Raw genomic sequence first — 19,091 nt, 5'->3', positions numbered from 1 at the left:
CATGCCTGACTGATCAGATCAGTTACTTGACATTTCCTCAAAGAGCTTATCAAAATGTTTGATGCGTTTAGACCATTCCAAATGCTTATTGATGTTTTGGAGGGAGGATTTGGGTAGAGGTTTGGTCTTTTTGGTAAGCAGATCCTTTAGGTGATGAAATAACTCATCTTCATCATTATAGAGTACGGGCGCATGCAATAAAGGGTTATGAAGGCTTTTAGGAATGAGCTCAGGATAATGCAGGGTATTTGGCACCATAGGATGACAACCGCAATAAATGGCTTCCATAATGGCTACACAGAAAAATTCATAACTGGCTGTTGAAACGACAATGTCCCCCGAATGTAACAGTTTGCTGTAATTTTCCTTGTCATCCACATATCCAAAGTGAGTGATCTGTTGACCGTATCTCTGCCATGCTTTTTCAAACTCCTCCGGTTTTTCATGTTTTGTATCCCCTGCCAGTATCAGGTCGAATTTCAGATCAATATCATTCAATCGATTCAAAACCCTGAAAAACATGGCCGGATTTCGGTCGAATTGCCAGCGTTGATTCCAGACGATCACGGGGTTCTCATTTTCGGATCGGGTATCCGGCTGTGAATCAAAACTTTTAAGATCAAGGCCCGGATACATGACAACGCTCTTCTCCCGGATCTTATCAATGGTATTGTACTGTTTCCCATCCGGAAAATTATCGAGGAAAGCCGGTAGTGCTCCCAATAGATCATCAAGGTGAAACTGTGATGAGAATACAAGTTTATCGGCCACCAACATGCTTAAATAATTGATATAACAGTATGTCAGATCACGTTTTTCTCCTTCCGGAATGGGTCGGGTAAACTGATTTTCATGCATATACATGATCACCGGCGTATGTGAAAACCGGGGATTGGTAAGTGCCATAAATGCCGGCAGGTTGGTCATACTACTGGTGAGTAACAAGTCGATTTCATCTTCTACTTGGTTGGTCATTTCAGTAAGTGTGACAGAATCCCCATGCATTTTCCATTTCCAGCCTTTATAGTTCAACTTTATGGGAATAATGTTGTGGCTTGAATGTTTTTCCAGGCCTTTCAGAAATGCTTTATGCGAACCGCTGTAAAATGGCTCCACTGCAAGGATATTCATACCGGAATTTCTTATCGCTTTTTAATTGAGGCTAAGTATATGAAAATTTACGATAGGCACATATAAAATTTGGGTATCGGAACGCAAAACGAAGAACGACGATTATTCAAACACTGCAAAAATCATAAACATAAAAAAAGCCGAACATTAACTGTCCGGCTTCGGGGGTATCATGGGGATTTATACTTAATCTTTTCTGGCGAGTACAATGATCAACCCTACAATTGTGATAAAACTTAACCCAAGCAGAATTGGAATCACTAACGACACCGGTTCGGTCTCATCTCTCCAGTTGATGAGTTCGGCATCTATAGTGGAGATCTGGCTCATAGTCAGGATCTCACCTTCCTGAACATAATTACCCCACTCCTCCTTAACTTTCGAGTTCCAGAACTCATAGAATGAATTAAATTCCTCTCTGTCTGCTTCAGCTATGATCTTGTCTTCACTGTTCTCAATGGAGTTATTGATGAAATTCTCAATAGCCGAATAAAAACTCTGATTATTATCAAAAGCACCAAGGTCTACGTTGTTTTGCGCCAAGGTCTGATTGATTGAATCCCAGGTATTCTTGGAAGTACTGGCTTTCCAGTCCTTAAGCTGATCATCAATTTTATTTCTCCATTGATTGGCTTCATTACCACCATAAACCTGACTCAGGTCACTTCCTACTCTATCCCAGGTTTCAGCAAAACGCTTTTGGATAGTATGCATTTTCAGAAGATCTTGCGTACTTAGTTCAGATGATCCTGCTTTCAGTACCTGAATATTCTCCTCAATAGTTGCCTCAATGAATTCAAGAGGATTATCTCCCTGTTGTATAGCAATGGCACTTGATGTGATTTCTTTGCTTGTGCCGGCATCCAGGTCAAGTTCTCGGTACGCTACGAAAAGAGAATCCATCATATTAAGTACGAATTCATCCCTTTCTTCAACACGCTGCCTGTATTGCTTAACCAGACGGGATAAATTCTGTTCACTTTCCTCAGATTTTGCAATGAGGGTTTTAAGTGAATCCGTCTCATTATTCAGAAGCGAAATTTCCTTTTGATAGGCCTCTAATTGTTTGTTTAATGAGGTCAGCATATCACCTTGATTATCAATGATCATCAGGATCTCCTCTGTTTCATTGGCTTCAGCAAGCAAGTCTTGCATTGAATCATCAAACGTATTAGGATACAGTGCATGATCAAGCAGTGACTTATGCTCAGCAAATGATTCTCTGAGTTTAATGACCTCATTATTAAGGCTGTCTGCTTCTTCCACTGATGTTGCGTTGTCAATGGAAGCTTTTAATTCGCCGTAAGAAGTTTCAAATTCCTTCGTGATCTCGTAATCAGACGACTGAGCAAATATCGCTGTGGTCGTACAGATAATGAGTAAAATGGTGCCGGTTATTTTTAATGCTTTTTTCATGATTGTTCCTCCTCTTCAGTCTCTTCAATTCCATTTTCATTCAATTCTAACACCTCGTTCGAATCGGTCATAACGAGTTGCACTCCGGAAGACCTCAGGTTAAATGCCGGTTCATTCAGTGGTGATTCCGACACCTTGATCTTTTTCTTCATTTTTAAAGATCCTTTACCCGGTTCCATCACATACACGTTTGTGAATTGATTTGCTGTGATGAAGTAAAATCCATCCGCATTACGTATCAGGCGAATTTCCCGGATCTGTTTGGTTGAGTCTGATTCACCAAACTCTTGTTGTTTGAATGAATTAACGTTAAAAGAAATGCCATGCCTGACGTCGGTAACGTTTCCATTTTCATCAGGGACCAATACTGATTCTAATTGCTGTGAGTAGTCGACATTCTCCACTACAAAAGAATTGCAGGCAGATGCCATCGCAATTATCAGCAAGCCCAGTAAAGCGTGAGTTATTCTGTTGATTCTCATTTTGTAAAACTGTTACTGAAATTTTCTGTTCAGTAACTTGTAGTATGCAAAATGAGATATGTTCCGTTATTCGATAATTATACTTTCGACCGGTACATCTTTTTTCAGATTTTTCCTCCCCTTTAGGAATCCAAGTTCAATGATAAAAGAATAACCAACTACCTCTCCCCCTAATCGATGTATCAAATTGGTAGCGGCGGCAGCACTTCCTCCGGTTGCAATAAGATCATCATGTATCAGTACTTTAGCCCCCTCAAATATTGCGTCTTCATGGATCTCAACTTTATCTTCCCCATACTCCAGCGCATAGGTTTCTGAAATACTGTGAGAGGGTAATTTTCCAGGTTTACGAACTGGAACAAATCCGGCATTAAGATCCTGAGCCAGGTTGGTGCCAAACAAAAAGCCCCTTGATTCAAGGCCTACTACAAAATCTACATCCATGTGCCTGTATGGTTGTAAGAGCATAAAAGATGTCAATTCAAGGGCTCGTTCGTCCTGAAGCAGTGTGGTTATATCCTTAAACTGTACCCCTTTTTCCGGAAAATCAGGTATGGTACGAATGGTTTCTGAAATATATTCTTTTATACTTTCTTCTACTTTTTTCATCAATATTAGATTAAGTTCGCGCCAAGGTAATTAAAAGAAATACTGACAGACAAATTTAATGAGTTATTCTGATCTCCCTTTGATGGAAAAACACCACAGATATATGGCGCGGGCTTTTATGCTTGCAGAACAGGCCTACGAAAACGATGAAATTCCGGTTGGAGCCGTAGTGGTTTATAACGATCAGATCATTGGTAAGGGCTACAACCAGGTTGAAATGCTCAGTGATCCGACCGCTCATGCTGAAATGTTAGCTATTTCAGCAGCTTGTGAAACGATTTCAGAAAAATACTTGAGTGAATGTACCCTGTATGTTACACTCGAACCTTGCCCGATGTGTGCCGGAGCAGCTGTGTGGAGTAAACTTGGTACCCTGGTTTTTGGAGCACAAGATGCCAGATCAGGAGGTTGCGGGAGCGTGTTTAATATTGCTTCCAATGAAAAGCTTAACCATCAGATCCAGGTTATACAGGGGATCATGGAATCTGAATCTGAGTATCTTTTAAAGGAATTCTTCAAGCAAAAAAGAAAGTAGCGTTATTCAAAGTCTCTTTTAGCTGCTACGTATACGATATGCCACTTCATATTCAGGTTACCTTTATTGTCCCAATGCTCTAAAAGCAGCTTAAATTGTTTATAGTTAAGGGATTTACCCAACACTGAATAGGACTCCCCTGTTTTCTTAAGATGACGGAAAAACTCTAGCGAACTCTCAAACTCATGAAACAGATCATTCTCGTAATAATCTATTTGCAAAGGCCCCATGGATAATTTAACTACCACCTCTTCTACATCGGGCAAGGGATTGGCTGTATGAGGAAGTCCAAGTTCCAGGCAGTTTTCATACCAGGCCGGGAATGTATGATTTCCCGGAAAAGAACAAAGCAGCATCCCACCGGGTGTTAAGGCTTCTGATAAATTTTGCAGGGCCAGTGACGGATCTTTAAACCAATGCGGAGCAAAACCACTGATGACCAAACCAATATCTTTGTTTTCTGCTTTAAAGGTATCCGCATTGATGATTTTGAATGTTACCCTTGAAAGATCTTTACCGGATTCTATCAAATTATTACGGCAAGTTTCGAGCATCTTTTCGGAAATATCCGATATGATGATCTCACTTTCCGGAAATTGGTCGATCAATTGTTCCGAGACAAAGCCGGTTCCACAACCTACCTCAAGAATAGTGCCTTCTGGAACGGCTTCTTTCCAGGGAATCAGCGAGGCGATCAAACCATCGGCAACTTTTCGTTGAATATTTGCGTGCTCTCCATAGGTATCTGCTGCAGTATCAAACGCAGAGATCATTTCCTCGTGGTAACTCAATGTGATAATCTCTCTAATTCTTACTGATTAAGCTTAGCTGGTTAGGTCAACTTTTTCCGGTGTCCAGGAAGAATCGGACTCAAAGGTTCTTCCCATTGCTCTAAACTGACGTACGAACGGTAATTTCTTTCGTACACCGGGTGCAAACTGATTGTAATCGACCATAAACAAGCGGTTGGTATCAGGATCATAATAGGTGAAATTCACAAATGGGCCACCCATCAGGCCGTTAACCATATGCCAGGTCCCTCTGGTTTCATACGCCAGCAGTCTTCCCTTCTGAAATGATTCTGATTCTACCGGGCGGTTAAGGTCCGGACGGTTAAAGGTCTGCACATACATAGAATCCCTGGCTCCCTTAATGTAGATCTGTTGCAGAGAGTCACGAGTTGAAAGGATCCAGCCCTCATCAAGAAATGAAATATCATTTACATCATCCTTATACCAGATCCACATCCAGCGGTCATTTTGAGGTAATGGCCGGCGATAACTGATAAAATTCAGGGTATCTATGTTTTTAATGTAATCATGCTGGAATCGGACTTTAAAGCCACGATTTTGCCATAGTGAGTCAGAATATTCAGTAACCTCTTTTTTCTCATACACAAAATACTCCCAGCGGCGGAGTTCCTTATCCAGCATATTAGATAGAAGTGAATTTTCTGTATTTCGGACCTTTTGCGCAAGAGCTGAATCTGAAGTTGAGGTCAGGATCAACACATACTGATCTCTGTACCACTGATCTTCAACCGGAAACGCAAAGCTTTCCCCTTCACGTACACGCTGCTCAATATTGTCATCAAGTAGGCCACGAACTTGTCGCCCAACATTAGTATCCTCTTCAATAGGTGCTGCAAAAATCAGGTTCTTTTGCTTTTTCAGACGATCTAACTGATCCTGAGAAATGATCTGAGTGAATTGTAGATCATAATACGGCTCTCCATTTGGAACGGTCAACACCCATTGGCCAAATACATCCCGGATGGCCTCTGCAGTTTCACTTTCCCATTTTGTGGAATCCATCACTACAACCACTTCACGGGTATTTCCTTCTGCCAATGGACGGTAGTCAGCATCACAGGAAACAATCGTGATCCCCAAAATTACCATTATACTAGTCAATAAAAATCGATTCATGTCTAAAGATTATTTTCCAAATTTCAGTGAATGAACGAAAGACATAAGCTCTGATTGCCAGTTCTCTTTCGGGTAATGTTGTTTGATGGTATCAATTAAGGCACTTCCAACAATAAATCCATCGGCATTTAATGCGATGTTTTGTGCATCCTGATGACTTCGGATCCCAAATCCAACCATAACCGGATTCAATGTGATATTGGCACGAACCCGTTCAATAAAACGGTCCACAGACTTCGAAACTTCGTCACCATCTCGCGCTCCGGTAACTCCGGTCACGGATACGCAATATACAAATCCCTGAGAGTTTTCATCAGCCAGTTTCATGCGCTCATCGGAGGTGTTTGGTGCCACTAAATGAATGATATCCAGACCGTTCTCTTCAGCTTGTTTCTTAATAATGCCATCTTCTTCTATAGGAATATCCGGAATTATGAGCCCGTCTACTCCAACTTCAGCTGCTTTTCGGGTGAATCTATTCACCCCATACCGCAATACCGGATTCATATACCCCATCAGAATGATCGGGATCTCGGAGCTTTCACGAACCTTCTCCACCATCTCAAAGATCTTATTCATAGTGATCCCATTCTTGATGGCTACATCACTGGAATATTGAATAGTCGGACCATCAGCCAAGGGATCGCTGAATGGCATGCCTAATTCAATGATGTCTGCGCCATTTTTTTCAAATCCCAGGATGAGATCTACCGTCGATTCCAGATCAGGATATCCGGCCGTGATGAATAAGCTCATTAGCTTTTCATCGGGTTTTTTGTTGTCAAATACGTGTTGAATTCGGTTCATGTAACTTAATTAAATATCGTTATGGAACGCGGAAGACACAGATCTTGCGAATTTTCACGGATTTAATTTAATCAGTGATCATCCGTGTATTCTGCGTCATCCGGATTCTCATTCAATTGTTTTCTTCGCGAATGTATTCTGAGATCGTGCCCATATCCTTATCTCCTCTTCCTGAAAGATTGATCATCACGATCTCGTCTTCTGAAGTTTCGGGCATAAGCTTTTCCAACCACGCAAAGGCATGGGCGGTTTCCAAAGCAGGAATGATGCCTTCTGTTTCGGAAAGTAGCTTCACTGCATTCATTGCCTCTTCATCTGTAACAGCATGATATTTCACTCTGCCCAGATCTTTTAAATGGGCGTGTTCCGGTCCCACTCCCGGGTAATCAAGTCCGGCACTGATAGAATGAGCCAGTTCGATCTGCCCCTCATCGCTTTGCAGTAAATAACTTAGCGATCCATGTAAAATTCCGGGTGTTCCTTTGGTCATGGTAGCGGCTGTTTTGCCGGAATCTACACCAAATCCGGCCGCTTCAATTCCGATGATATCCACCGACTCATCATCTATAAATGGATAGAAGAAACCTATGGCATTGGAGCCTCCTCCAACACAGGCCAGCAAATAATCAGGATTGCGACTTTCTACTTTGTGAATCTGTTGTTTAGCCTCATTCCCGATCACTTCATGAAAATGCCGCACCATCATGGGATATGGATGCGGTCCAACCACAGACCCTATGATATAAAATGTGGTATCTACATTGGTTACCCAATCGCGAATAGCTTCGTTGGTAGCATCTTTCAGTGTACGAGAACCGCTGGTTACACTTCTAACCTCTGCCCCCATCAAACGCATGCGATCAACATTAAGCTTCTGACGAACCATATCTTCTTCGCCCATGTACACAATACAATCAAGGCCAAATTTAGCACAGGCCGTAGCCGTAGCAACACCATGCTGACCAGCTCCGGTTTCGGCAATGATTCGCTTCTTGCCCATCCGTCGTGCCAGCAAAACCTGTCCGATCGCATTATTGATCTTATGCGCTCCGGTGTGACACAGATCTTCCCGTTTTAGATAGATCTTCGCTTTTCCATAGTGTTCTGTGAGTCGATTGGCATAAGTGAGTTTAGTTGGTCGGCCTACATACTCATCCAATAAGCCGGCTAATTCTTCATTGAAAACCGGATCATTCTTGGCTTTATTGAATTCAGCTTCCAGTTCCTGAATGGCAGGAATCAAAATTTCAGGGACGAATTTACCACCAAACTGGCCGTAATAGCCTCTATCATCTGGATAATTATAGGTTTTAGTCTTGGTTTGTGTGCTCATAATATTATTTATCATGGAACGAGGATGACACGGATCATGCGAATGATCACAGATTAAAAATGGTCCGTGACTATCCATTCAATCCGCGTTTTTCGTGTTCTATTCGTTTGTTTCCAATGCTCTAATTTCATCCATAAAGGCTTCGATCTTACCAAAGTCTTTTAGGCCGGGTTTTTGTTCTAAACTGCTTGAAACATCTATGGCATAGGGTTGAACTGTTTCGATGGCATCTTTGATATTTTCCGCATTCAATCCACCTGATAAGAAATAAGGGACAGTTATATCAAGTTCCTGTATAATCGCCCAATCAAAACTTTTCCCGGTTCCGCCCCAAATTTCATCTATTTTAGTGTCGAACAGCAGGAAATCGGCGACTTCGGCATACTGCTCGATCTGATGCTTTAATAAATATTCTACCGTTTCTTCTTCAATGTGTATGACTTTTATGATAGGTTTCTCCACCAATTCACAATATTCAACGGATTCATCGCCATGGAGCTGAACATAATCCAGTCCCGTTTGCCTGGCGATCTGATTCACATCATCCAGTGGTTGATTGACGAAAACACCCACTTTCTCAGGACCTTCCAGCCAGTTGATAATGGCACCTGCTTCACCCGGTTCTATATAGCGTGGTGATTTTTCATAGAAGATAAAGCCCAGGTAATCCACCAATGCTCCGGCTGCAAAACGTGCATCCTCGAGGTTCGTAATGCCACAAATTTTGATCTTTGTTCTTTGTGTATTCTCAGTCATAAATTTATATTACATCTGAATGGAACGCGGATGAGGCGGATTTCGCGAATAATCGCTGATTTAAAATACTTATAAAAATATTCCGTGACTATCCGCTACATCAGCGTCATCCGTGTTCTACTCCTTCTCTAATAAACGTTCAAATTCTTCTTCAGTTTGTTCCAGCAAGTCTTTTACAGCCTGACCCGGATCTTCCTGCCGCATAAAATGCTCTCCGATCAATGCGGAATGAATGCCTTCTAATTTCAAAAGAGCCAAGTCTTTTCCGGTCGATAATCCGCTTTCTGAAACTAAAATGGTTTCTTCAGGCGCTTGCTGCAAAATAGAGATACCTCGGTGGACATCCATTTCAAAGTTCTTCAGATCGCGATTATTGACGCCCAGAATATCAGTTAAGCCAAAGTCGAGTCGGTCAAAATCTTCCTGATCGTAGCACTCAACAAGGGAGTCCAATCCAAATTCTTTGGCCGCATGTTGTAATTCTGTGAGTTGATTGCCCTCTGTGATCGCAACAATGATCAACACTGCATCGGCCCCATAGGCCCGGGCTTCTTTGATCTGATAGGGATCGATAATGAAATCCTTCCTTAACAGAGGCAGTTGAACCCGTTTTGAGATAGCTTCCAGATACTCCAGAGCTCCCTTAAAAAATGGTTCATCGGTTAACACGGAGATAGCTGACGCTCCTCCCTCCTCGTATCTCAAGGCAATATCCACCGGATCAAAATCGGGACGAATAATCCCCTTCGAAGGCGAAGCTTTTTTGACTTCTGAGATGATCGAAACCCCTAAATTTCCGGCCAAAGCCTCTTTAAAGGAGATCCTTTTCTTCTCATAACCTTCAAAAGAATTGAGATCAGCCAAGGAAACCTTTCGCTTGCGTTTCGCGAGGTCTTCCGCTGTTTTTGCTGTTATTTTTTCTAAGATGTTTTTCATCAATACTTACAAATACCTAAAAATGATTCAAGAGGACGCTTGTGTTAGTAAAGGTTTTCATTCTTCAAAATTTAAAGGTGCCCATAGCATCGTTGGTAGCGTCCACAAAGTCGTTAAATAACTTCCGGGCCTTTCCGGATCTCAGTGATTCTTCAGCCACATTTTTACCTTCTTCCAACGTGTCAACTTTACCGGAAGCCTGTATGGCAAAAGCAGCATTTAATAATGCAATGTTTTGTTTAGCCTCATCGGCTTTGTTAGCCATGATATTGATCAGGATCTCAGCATTTTCTTCTTTTCCGCCCCCCATTATATCCTTCATATCTACCTTCTGAAACCCAATGGACTGAGGATCAAAGATAATAGATGTTGAGACGACTTTGTCCTTAAGCTCAAAGATCTCTGACTGAGAAGTTAAACTCACTTCATCAAGACCGTCATGGGCATTGAATGTATAGGCAAAATCAGTTTCCAGATTGGCTAATATGTGTACCATTTTTTCAGCCACGTCTTTGTTGAAGGCTCCGATCACGTAACGCTGAACTCCGGCCGGATTAACCATCGGCCCCAGTATGTTGAAGAAAGTTCTGAAACCTATCTCACGTCTGGCAGGCATTACATATTTCATGGCCGGATGGAACATCGGTGCGAACATGAAAGCCATACCCACTTCATCAAATACCTGCTCCACCTGCTGCTTGCCTAACTCTATAGATGCACCTAAGTGCTCCAATACATCCGCACTTCCACATTGACTGGATGCACTTCGATTTCCGTGTTTTATAACCGGCACACCTGCAGCAGCTGTTATAAATGAGGCCGCAGTAGATATATTGAAGGTTCCTGACTGATCACCACCGGTTCCAACCAGATCGATAGCTCCTGTAACATCCACATCCACTTTAACGGCTTTATTGCGCATAACCTTCACAAAGGCCGTCAATTCTTCCACTGTTTCACCTTTAAGTCGCATCGCGGTTAAAAATGATGCGATCTTTGGTTCAGATATCTCTCCTGACATTATCAGATTCATCGCCAGCTCGGCTTCATCACGGGAAAGATCTTCAGAAAATGAGAGTTTATTGAGAATACTTTTAAAATCCATTATTGGTTGATCCAGTTTGAAATAATTTTTGGTCCTTCGGTTGTTAAAATACTTTCGGGATGAAATTGAATGCCCTGAATCGGAAATTCCTTGTGGCGAACGCCCTGTATCACACCGTCATCAGAATGGGCCGTTATATGCAGAACATCAGGAATGGAATCCGGGTCTAATACCAGGGAATGATATCGGGTGGCTGTAAAGTTTTCGTTAACGTCTTTAAATATAAATTCATTGTCATGTGATACTTGTGAAACTTTGCCATGCATGAGTTTAGGCGCATGAACCACTTTTGCACCGAACACTTCACCAATTGCCTGATGACCTAAACATACACCCAGAATGGGTGTCCTTTTTCCAAGTTCCCTGATAATTTCTTCAGTGATTCCGGCATCATGTGGCCTGCCGGGACCGGGTGAAATTAGGATCTTATCAGGATTCAATTCACGCACCTCATCAAGCGTCATTGCATCGTTGCGGATCACCTTATAATTATCCGTTTCAGCTGCCACCAAATGCACGAGATTGTAGGTGAATGAATCGTAGTTGTCAATTATAAGGATCAAATTGTTAATAGAATAAGGGTTATTGGTATAATGTTCTTCTGTATTGGAGTATTAGAAAATCGTTACGGTAAACGATTAACCAATAACTTTTAACCAAACTAAAAATGCCTCACAATCCCGGTTACATCACGGATGGGTTCCATGACTTCCTCGGCTCTTTTACGGGCTTTCTTACTGCCTTCGCGAAGTACATCATGCACATAATCAAGATCCGTCTCGAGTTCCTTACGGCGCTCACGGGCCTCACCAAAATAATCCTCTATCATACCTAAAAGTTCCTTTTTGGCATGGCCGTAACCATATCCACCGGCCCGATACTTCTCAGCGATCTGATCCTGTGTTTCCTTATCCGCAAACAGTTTGATGAGGGCAAACACATTGTCTGATTCAGGATCTTTTGGGTCTTCAAGTGCGGTTGAATCCGTTTGAATGGACATTACGCGTTTTTTGAGGGCCTTTCCTTCGGCAAATATATTAATGGTATTGTCGTAGCTCTTACTCATTTTTCGTCCATCAATTCCGGGGACCACAGCCACTGATTTGACAATGTGCTCTTCCGGGATCTTGAGATATTCGCCATCGTAGGTATAATTGAATTTACCGGCCAGATCACGGGTGATCTCAATATTTTGCTTTTGATCTTCCCCTACAGGTACCACATCAGAATGGTAAATAAGGATATCTGCTGCCTGTAAGATCGGATAGGTAAATAGGCCGATATTCGGATTAAGTCCTGCAGCGATCTTGTCTTTGTAGGAAACTCCCTTTTCCATCATTGATACCGGAGTAAGGGTACCAAGGATCCAGGCCAGCTCAGTTACCTGAGGGACATCCGATTGGGCAAAAAATGTGGCTTTTTGGGGATCTAATCCAAGGGCCAAATAGTCGAGTGTGACATCAATAGTATTTTGACGAAGCTGCTCACCGTCATTCAGTGAGGTAAGGGAATGATAATTAGCGATGAAATAAAAAGCCTCTCCTTCCTCCTGCATGGCAATATGCTGGCGAATGGCACCAAAGTAATTCCCGATATGCAATTTACCGGAGGGTTGAATACCTGAAAGTATCGTTTTTGGTTTTTTCATTGATCAGTTTTATCAGTTCTTAAAATTAATTCAATTTCAAAATGAGCAAACTCGCAGCGCCTGCTAAGACCTGCGAGCTTTGCGGATAAAAGCTTTTTAAATCGAAATCCGAACGCTGCAAGGACCGTTGGACGCTCGCAAGTTCTGCAACATGTTCTTCTTCAAAACTCCGTGAAACTCTATGTGCTCCGTGGATTCCAATCATTGTATATCCAAAGCTACGCTAAGTGCCTGAATGAGTGCACCTGCCTTGTTTTGTGTTTCTTCAAATTCTTTGGATGGATCACTATCAGCCACGATTCCCGCTCCCGCCTGAATATAGGCTTTGTTATCGGTGACTACCATCGTGCGGATGGCAATACAAGTATCCATATTCCCGGAAAAATCAAAATAGCCAACGGCTCCGGCATAAACACCTCGTTTACTTGGTTCAAGCTCATCAATGATCTCCATAGCGCGAATTTTTGGAGCACCACTTACTGTACCGGCCGGGAAACACTGCATCAGCGCATCCACAGAGGTTTGATCATCCTGTAATTCACCAACCACATCACTCACAATATGCATCACATGAGAATATCGCTCGATCACCTGATTTCGTTCCATCTTTACGGAACCGGGTTTACAAACTCGAGAAAGATCATTTCGTCCAAGATCCACCAGCATGATGTGTTCAGCTACCTCTTTGGGATCATTCTTGAGGTCCTCTTCCAAAGCCAGATCTTCCTCATGTGTGCTACCCCGGGGACGGGTTCCGGCAATCGGCAGCACTCGCGTTTCCCCTTCCTGAACACGTACTAACACTTCAGGAGAAGAACCTACCAACTGAAAATCCTCAAAATCCAGATAGAACAGGTATGGAGAGGGATTGACCATACGCAGTGCCCGGTATAACATAAAAGGATCACCGCTCATATCCGCCTCAAATCGCTGCGATAGCACCACCTGAAAAATATCGCCCTCATAAATATAATCTTTTCCTTTTTGGACGATCTTCTCAAAATAATCCTGATTCATGTTGCTGCTCAGGGATTCCGTATCAATGCTAAACGGTCGGTTCTGATAATTAGAATCTAAGGCAGCCGATTCCATTGTATCTAAACTTTTCTGTGCTTTCTGGTACGCTTCAATGAGATCATCTTCTTCCTCTACAAAAACGGTCTTTATCAAAACCACCTGATGCTTAACATGATCGAAAGCAAAGATCTCATCATAAAATGCCCAAATAGCCTCAGGGAGGTTCAGGTCATCTTTGGGTATGTTAGGCAGGTGTTCTACCTGGCGAAATGTATCATATGCTGAAAACCCAACGGCTCCTCCCTTTAATCGGGGAAGTTCCGGAAGCGTAGGTTCAGTATAGGCCGTGGTAAGTTCTTTTAGTTTTTCGAAGTAAGGTGATTTTACGATTTCAGTTTCACCATGTCGGGAAAGCCTTGTTTCCTCACCATCAAAATGGAGATCCTGATAGGGATTTCGACCAATGAAGGAATAACGGGCAAGTTGCTCACCTCCTTCTACCGATTCAAGTAAAAACGGATGACTGGCTCCTTCACGAATGTTCATAAATAGAGACACGGGCGTAAGAACATCCGCCAATAACCTCCGGTACACCGGTATGGCCGTGTATTCTTCACTAAGTTCTAAAAATTGTTCTTTGTTCATTTACTAATTCGTTAAAGGTTATTAGTTAATTGTAATCACGAATAATCATTCTGCAATTAACCATTAACCAATCTCCACAAACAAAAAAACCCACCATTCAGAGAACAGTGGGTTTTTCTTTAATTTCTTTTTCAAATGCTCAATCACATAGCAATCCCACTGTTATTTTCTATAACAGGCCACCACCAATTGTGCATTTGAGTTAATTCGATTTTCATAACGCGACGAATATAACGGGCTGAGCAAGTACATGCAATATGAAATCCGGTTTTGTCGCAATAAATGATTAAGTGGACTTAGGTTTTTTCAATGCTTAACATTGATGTGAATCTCACTTACACATTAAATGAATCACTTACTTACGTTCATAGGCGGTCTTTGTCTCTGTTTAGTCCTTTTTGCGGGTTGTGAAACAGGAATTGAGGATAAAGTTCCGGATGCTACATCCTATATAAAACAGTTAAACGTCACACCAGGTGTGGTAGATTTTAGAGGACAAACGGATCAAGTGTTTGACACAACATTATCCCTCGAACTTTCCGCACAAATCGGAGAAATTACCGAAACAACCCACATCACATTCTCAGTGACAGATATCCAAGAACCGGACAAAAGTATTGAGGGGGCTATTCCCTTAAACCCCATCACAGGTGGTAACGGTACATTTATTGAGGAGATTCCATACACAATATCTACATCCACCACGACTAATATTCTGGTAGTGGTCACAGTTACAGACGAATCAGGAAATGGAAATTATGCTCAAAGTGTGACCCGTGTAAGCGGTATTTCAAATTCACAACCCGAAATTATCAATGCGGATAATCCAACCGAATATTCTATTCCACTATCAGGGACTGAAAACATCAGATTTATGGCAAAAGTAACTGATGAGGATGGTCAAAATAATATTGAGGGAGTCTTTTTAAGGTTGATCAGCCAAACTAATGGTGAAGCAGCAAATTCCCCATTTGAATTATTTGATGACGGACAATCTTTCGGAGATCAAACCGCCAATGATTCATTGTACACTCTCACTTTTCCCGTTAATTCTGAAAACCAACCGGATTCCTACAACATATTCTATTATGCCATTGATCGGTCGGGACTAGTGAGTGATACCGTAAAAACAACCTTTACACTGGTAGAATGAAAAAAGCTTTTACGCTCATAACATACCTTGTGTTGCTACCCTTACTGGCCAAAGCCCAGATATTTGGTCCTCAGGATTCAAACAATGATACTTTTAATAGTATCCGCCAAAACAGTGTAAGCACAATGGCTGCTTACGGAGATACCCTGTGGATCAGTCCGGCACTGAACCGAAATATTGCAAATGAACCGGATTGGTTCACCCCTCCCAATGCTGATAGCGTAAATAATGGGGTTGGCCGTGTCTTTTCACTTTCCCTGTCGCAGGACACCGTAGTGGCCGGTCTGGGTTTTTCATCGGAAACCATAAATGGATCAATCCCTTCCGGTTATGGGTTTTATATTAGTATTGATGGAGGTTCAACCTGGGACTTTAATTCCTTTCCTACAGACCCTGAACCTTCCGGTGATTGTGATACAGATTCAGATTCATATGACCCTGATTGTGATATTGCATTTAATTATGGTGGCGAAACGTATAACAGGATCAGAAATACCGTCAGGGAACAATCACCTCCATACTCTATCGATCATCAGGGAGATGTGATCTTAGCGGCTACCTGGGCTTCAGGATTACTCAGAAGCAGCGATCTTGGAGAAAGCTGGGAAAGGATCATTCTACCACCCTTCAATTCTGAAGAACTGGTGCCGGATAATATCTACCAGTGGAATTCCACGGTTTATGGGCAGGACGTGAACCGTTATGACCCACGCTTTGATAATAATCTTCTTGGATTTGGACTGCTGATCGATTCCCAGGACCGTGTTTGGTTTGGAAGTGCCGGAGGCGTGAACATATCAGATAATGCGCTTACAGCCCCAACTGACAGCATCAGATGGCGACACATCCGATTCAATAACGGTTCGGATGGTTTGCTGGGAAACTGGGTGATCAGAATTCGAGAAGATACCTCGACCGGGAGGATCTGGTTGACCAATTGGGTAGCAGATTCGCAGGAAACCCAAGGATTGGTTTACACTGATGATGGCGGTGATACATTCCGGCAAACACTGATCGGGGAACGGATCAACGATATCGGATTAAAAGATGGCTATGTGTTTGCTGCCGGCGATAACGGACTTTTTATTTCAAATAATGGTGGCGATACATGGATCCGTTCACCACAAATAATGAGCCCAAATGCTTTCATAAAAAGCAGTGCACAGTTCTATTCCGTAGCTTCAACCACTGATCGCGTTTGGATAGGTACCGAAGATGGTTTAGCCTCGACCAATGATCTAGGTCAGAATTGGGAGATCACCCGGGTAAATTTCCCATTACAAGGTGGAAATATCTATCAACCTGATGCAAAATCTGTTACATCTTACGCCTACCCCAATCCATTTTCACCAAGAATTCATGAAGTGGTGAGAATAAAATTTGAAATTACTGAAACACAGAATACCAAGATCCGGATCTTTGACCGATCCATGAATCTGGTGAAAGAAATTAAGGGTACTCAAATGAGTTCAGGAACCTATGAAGCCATCTGGGACGGTAAAGACACTCAGGGCAGATCGGTTCCAACCGGCCCGTATATTTATGTGATAGAATCGGGAAACAGACAAATATCAGGTAAAATTCTCCTAACAGGATGACTCTCACACATAAAACATATCATTTAGTTTATAGATGCTTCTTCTTGATGATGTTGTCCATTCCGGGAATTTTGCATGCTCAGGACGGAGGTTTTGCAGGAGGGGCTTTACATACGGGTTTCAGCGCCCGGGGATTAGCCATGGGCAATGCTATGTCTGCCGTAACCTCACAAGGTATTTATTCCTTTTATAATCCTGCTTTAGCCGCTTCTGAAGCTCAGCAAAAGCAAACAGATCTTTCCATAGCATCCATGGAATTTGACCGATACTTACAGACTGCCGGAGTTCACTTTCAACTGCCGCCCAGTGCCGGAATGTCGTTTATGATCATCCATACCGGTATCAGAGATATTGATGGAAGAAGCGTAAGTGGATACCCCACAGGGCAATTTGATGCAGCTGACCTCCAACTCAGAGGTGATTTTGGGATCCGGCTTAGTGAAAAATTCTACGGCGGCATTGGGTTGAAATTCAGCATGGCTGATTATCATCCTGAATTAGAAAAAGCCACAAGTTTTGGTATTGATGTTGGCGTACTCCTGAAAACAGAATCAGACTTTAATATTGCCTTGTCCATCAAAGATCTCTTTGCCGGTTATAACTGGAATTCTCAAAGTTTATATGGACTTGATCAGGCTCAAAACACCCTTGATGAATTCCCTACACGCCTGACAATCGGAACCGCCTATGAAGCATCCAAGTGGACTGTATCAGCAGATTATGAATATCTGATCAGCAAAACAGAGTTGACCTCACAACAGATCATCCTCATAGAAGGTATTCCGACTACACAAAAGATCAGTGAAGATGTGACCTCCACCCTTTCACAGTTGAGGTTCGGAAGCTCGGTTGATCTGCATGAACGATTCACCCTTCGTGGAGGCTGGGGTTTGCCTTCCCTTGAAAATTCAGATAGCTGGAATCTCAGTACCGGATTTTCAATACATTTACCCTTTGATCATTTAAAGCCATCCATTGATTATGCTTTTGTTAAAGAGCCATACAGATTATCAAATATGCATGTATTTTCACTTCGGTTGAACTTATGAAAACCTTAAGCCTGCTTTTTATCCTTTTATTTGCTTGTGTTCAAACCGGTATGGCTCAAAATGGTGGGTTGGATCTGCTTACTATCAGTCCATCAACGTATGCCTTATCTAAAGCTGAGGCTACAACTTCCATTCCCGATGGTTCGAATTCAATATTTAGCAACCCGGCTTTACTAGTTTTTAATGAGAACTCTTCCCTGGATCTGTCCTATACTTTTTGGATTGCAGATATTAAGAATGTGTTTGGGGGAATAAACGTACTCAAGAAAAACAGTGCTTTAGCTTTTGCTTTCTACAATAGCGGAGCCAATGATTATGAACAGTACAACCGGCCCGGCCAAAGTAATGGCAATTTCTCTGTTCAGTACCTTTCACTTGCTACAGCTTATGCTTATAAATTGAATCAGGTTTCCCTGGGAGTGTCTGCTCAATATCTTAGAGAGGAAGTTTTTACTTACACAGCCAACGGGTATGCTTTTAATTTTGGAGCGGCAGCTTCCATCTTGAATGACAGGGTTAATCTTGGGTTCTCTGCCAATAATTTAGGTGAAATGGAAAAACTAAATGCCGAGGCAACCGAAATCCCACGATTTATAAGGTTTGGTGCTTCCGGTAATGTCTTCACATTTAGCCCTCCTAAAAATGAATCCATGCCAATAACTGTTTCACTGGCAGCAGATTATGTGTACCCCATGGATAAAAACGAAGCTGACTCAGGATCAGCAACTCAATTAACTCAAGATTTCTTCAACTTAGCTTTATCATTAACTGTTTCTGATAGCATTGAGCTTAGCACCGGATACCGAACCGGAGATACGGAAAGACCACTTTCTTTTGGAGTTTCTCTTTTTACCGGAGATCTGAATTTCAACTACGCCTTACTGCCTTTTGAAACCGGATTTGGCACCGCGCATTCACTGGGAATTCAATATACGTTTTAGGT

The 19,091-nt window shown here is 42.3% G+C and carries 19 protein-coding genes; 5 read left to right on the top strand and 14 right to left on the bottom strand.

What is annotated here, in order from left to right; translation table 11 throughout:
- Positions 1 to 18 precede the first annotated feature (18 nt).
- The 4 genes from C3B73_RS01455 to C3B73_RS01440 form a co-directional block, all read right to left on the bottom strand.
- Positions 19 to 1,131 (bottom strand): tRNA-queuosine alpha-mannosyltransferase domain-containing protein, encoded by a 1,113-nt coding sequence (locus C3B73_RS01455; RefSeq protein ID WP_103663855.1) that lies wholly within the window; start codon positions 1,129 to 1,131, stop codon positions 19 to 21.
- A gap of 186 nt (positions 1,132 to 1,317) precedes the next feature.
- Complete coding sequence (locus C3B73_RS01450) at positions 1,318 to 2,547, bottom strand: hypothetical protein (RefSeq protein ID WP_103663854.1); 1,230 nt, start codon at positions 2,545 to 2,547, stop codon at positions 1,318 to 1,320.
- Positions 2,544 to 3,029 carry a hypothetical protein gene (locus tag C3B73_RS01445; RefSeq protein WP_103663853.1) on the bottom strand — a complete coding sequence of 162 codons (486 nt, stop codon included), beginning with the start codon at positions 3,027 to 3,029 and terminating at the stop codon, positions 2,544 to 2,546. Before C3B73_RS01445 ends, C3B73_RS01450 begins: the two co-directional genes overlap by 4 nt.
- Positions 3,030 to 3,095: 66 nt before the next feature.
- The gene (locus tag C3B73_RS01440) at positions 3,096 to 3,638 is read right to left on the bottom strand and encodes an adenine phosphoribosyltransferase (RefSeq protein WP_103663852.1); all 543 of its coding nucleotides are present in this window, start codon (positions 3,636 to 3,638) and stop codon (positions 3,096 to 3,098) included.
- A gap of 58 nt (positions 3,639 to 3,696) precedes the next feature.
- On the opposite strand from C3B73_RS01440, the gene tadA reads away from it, so the two are divergent.
- A complete protein-coding gene (tadA, locus tag C3B73_RS01435) occupies positions 3,697 to 4,173 on the top strand; it encodes a tRNA adenosine(34) deaminase TadA (protein WP_232802912.1) in 477 nt (158 codons plus the stop codon).
- Positions 4,174 to 4,175: 2 nt separating this feature from the next.
- Here the strand turns inward: tadA and C3B73_RS01430 are convergent, their stop codons facing one another.
- The 10 genes from C3B73_RS01430 to trpE form a co-directional block, all read right to left on the bottom strand.
- Positions 4,176 to 4,964 (bottom strand): methyltransferase domain-containing protein, encoded by a 789-nt coding sequence (locus C3B73_RS01430; RefSeq protein WP_232802910.1) that lies wholly within the window; start codon positions 4,962 to 4,964, stop codon positions 4,176 to 4,178.
- Between the two features lie 33 nt (positions 4,965 to 4,997).
- Complete coding sequence (locus tag C3B73_RS01425; protein ID WP_103663851.1) at positions 4,998 to 6,101, bottom strand: DUF4837 family protein; 1,104 nt, start codon at positions 6,099 to 6,101, stop codon at positions 4,998 to 5,000.
- 9 nt (positions 6,102 to 6,110) lie between these two features.
- Positions 6,111 to 6,908 carry a tryptophan synthase subunit alpha gene (gene trpA / locus C3B73_RS01420; RefSeq protein ID WP_103663850.1) on the bottom strand — a complete coding sequence of 266 codons (798 nt, stop codon included), beginning with the start codon at positions 6,906 to 6,908 and terminating at the stop codon, positions 6,111 to 6,113.
- Between the two features lie 112 nt (positions 6,909 to 7,020).
- On the bottom strand, positions 7,021 to 8,241 hold the full coding sequence (trpB, locus tag C3B73_RS01415; protein WP_103663849.1) for a tryptophan synthase subunit beta: 1,221 nt from the start codon (positions 8,239 to 8,241) through the stop codon (positions 7,021 to 7,023).
- A gap of 99 nt (positions 8,242 to 8,340) precedes the next feature.
- Positions 8,341 to 8,997 (bottom strand): phosphoribosylanthranilate isomerase, encoded by a 657-nt coding sequence (locus C3B73_RS01410; RefSeq protein ID WP_103663848.1) that lies wholly within the window; start codon positions 8,995 to 8,997, stop codon positions 8,341 to 8,343.
- A gap of 117 nt (positions 8,998 to 9,114) precedes the next feature.
- Positions 9,115 to 9,933: an indole-3-glycerol phosphate synthase TrpC gene (trpC, locus tag C3B73_RS01405; RefSeq protein ID WP_103663847.1), complete on the bottom strand. Its 819-nt coding sequence runs from the start codon at positions 9,931 to 9,933 to the stop codon at positions 9,115 to 9,117.
- Positions 9,934 to 9,997: 64 nt separating this feature from the next.
- Entirely contained in the window at positions 9,998 to 11,038 is a 1,041-nt protein-coding gene (gene trpD, locus C3B73_RS01400) for an anthranilate phosphoribosyltransferase (RefSeq protein ID WP_103663846.1), read from the bottom strand.
- Positions 11,038 to 11,601, bottom strand: a complete 564-nt coding sequence (locus C3B73_RS01395) for an anthranilate synthase component II (protein WP_103663845.1) — start codon at positions 11,599 to 11,601, stop codon at positions 11,038 to 11,040. The genes trpD and C3B73_RS01395 overlap by 1 nt, the downstream gene beginning before the upstream one ends.
- Before the next feature lie 98 nt (positions 11,602 to 11,699).
- Positions 11,700 to 12,686 carry a tryptophan--tRNA ligase gene (trpS, locus tag C3B73_RS01390; RefSeq protein ID WP_103663844.1) on the bottom strand — a complete coding sequence of 329 codons (987 nt, stop codon included), beginning with the start codon at positions 12,684 to 12,686 and terminating at the stop codon, positions 11,700 to 11,702.
- 201 nt (positions 12,687 to 12,887) lie between these two features.
- Positions 12,888 to 14,348 (bottom strand): anthranilate synthase component I, encoded by a 1,461-nt coding sequence (trpE, locus tag C3B73_RS01385; protein WP_103663843.1) that lies wholly within the window; start codon positions 14,346 to 14,348, stop codon positions 12,888 to 12,890.
- A 586-nt stretch (positions 14,349 to 14,934) separates the two neighbouring features.
- Here trpE and C3B73_RS01380 point away from each other — a divergent pair.
- The 4 genes from C3B73_RS01380 to C3B73_RS01365 are packed head-to-tail and all read left to right on the top strand — an operon-like array spanning position 14,935 to position 19,089.
- On the top strand, positions 14,935 to 15,501 hold the full coding sequence (locus C3B73_RS01380) for a hypothetical protein (RefSeq protein WP_232802909.1): 567 nt from the start codon (positions 14,935 to 14,937) through the stop codon (positions 15,499 to 15,501).
- The gene (locus C3B73_RS01375; RefSeq protein ID WP_103663841.1) at positions 15,498 to 17,099 is read left to right on the top strand and encodes a FlgD immunoglobulin-like domain containing protein; all 1,602 of its coding nucleotides are present in this window, start codon (positions 15,498 to 15,500) and stop codon (positions 17,097 to 17,099) included. Before C3B73_RS01380 ends, C3B73_RS01375 begins: the two co-directional genes overlap by 4 nt.
- A gap of 47 nt (positions 17,100 to 17,146) precedes the next feature.
- Positions 17,147 to 18,148 carry a PorV/PorQ family protein gene (locus tag C3B73_RS01370; RefSeq protein WP_157939386.1) on the top strand — a complete coding sequence of 334 codons (1,002 nt, stop codon included), beginning with the start codon at positions 17,147 to 17,149 and terminating at the stop codon, positions 18,146 to 18,148.
- Positions 18,145 to 19,089 (top strand): PorV/PorQ family protein, encoded by a 945-nt coding sequence (locus tag C3B73_RS01365; protein WP_103663839.1) that lies wholly within the window; start codon positions 18,145 to 18,147, stop codon positions 19,087 to 19,089. The genes C3B73_RS01370 and C3B73_RS01365 overlap by 4 nt, the downstream gene beginning before the upstream one ends.
- Positions 19,090 to 19,091 lie beyond the last annotated feature (2 nt).

This window comes from Gracilimonas amylolytica, from assembly GCF_002911695.1.
Lineage (GTDB): Bacteria > Bacteroidota > Rhodothermia > Balneolales > Balneolaceae > Gracilimonas > Gracilimonas amylolytica.
The sequence above is the reverse complement of the archived record's forward strand: the minus strand, read 5'-3'. Positions and strand labels throughout refer to the sequence as shown.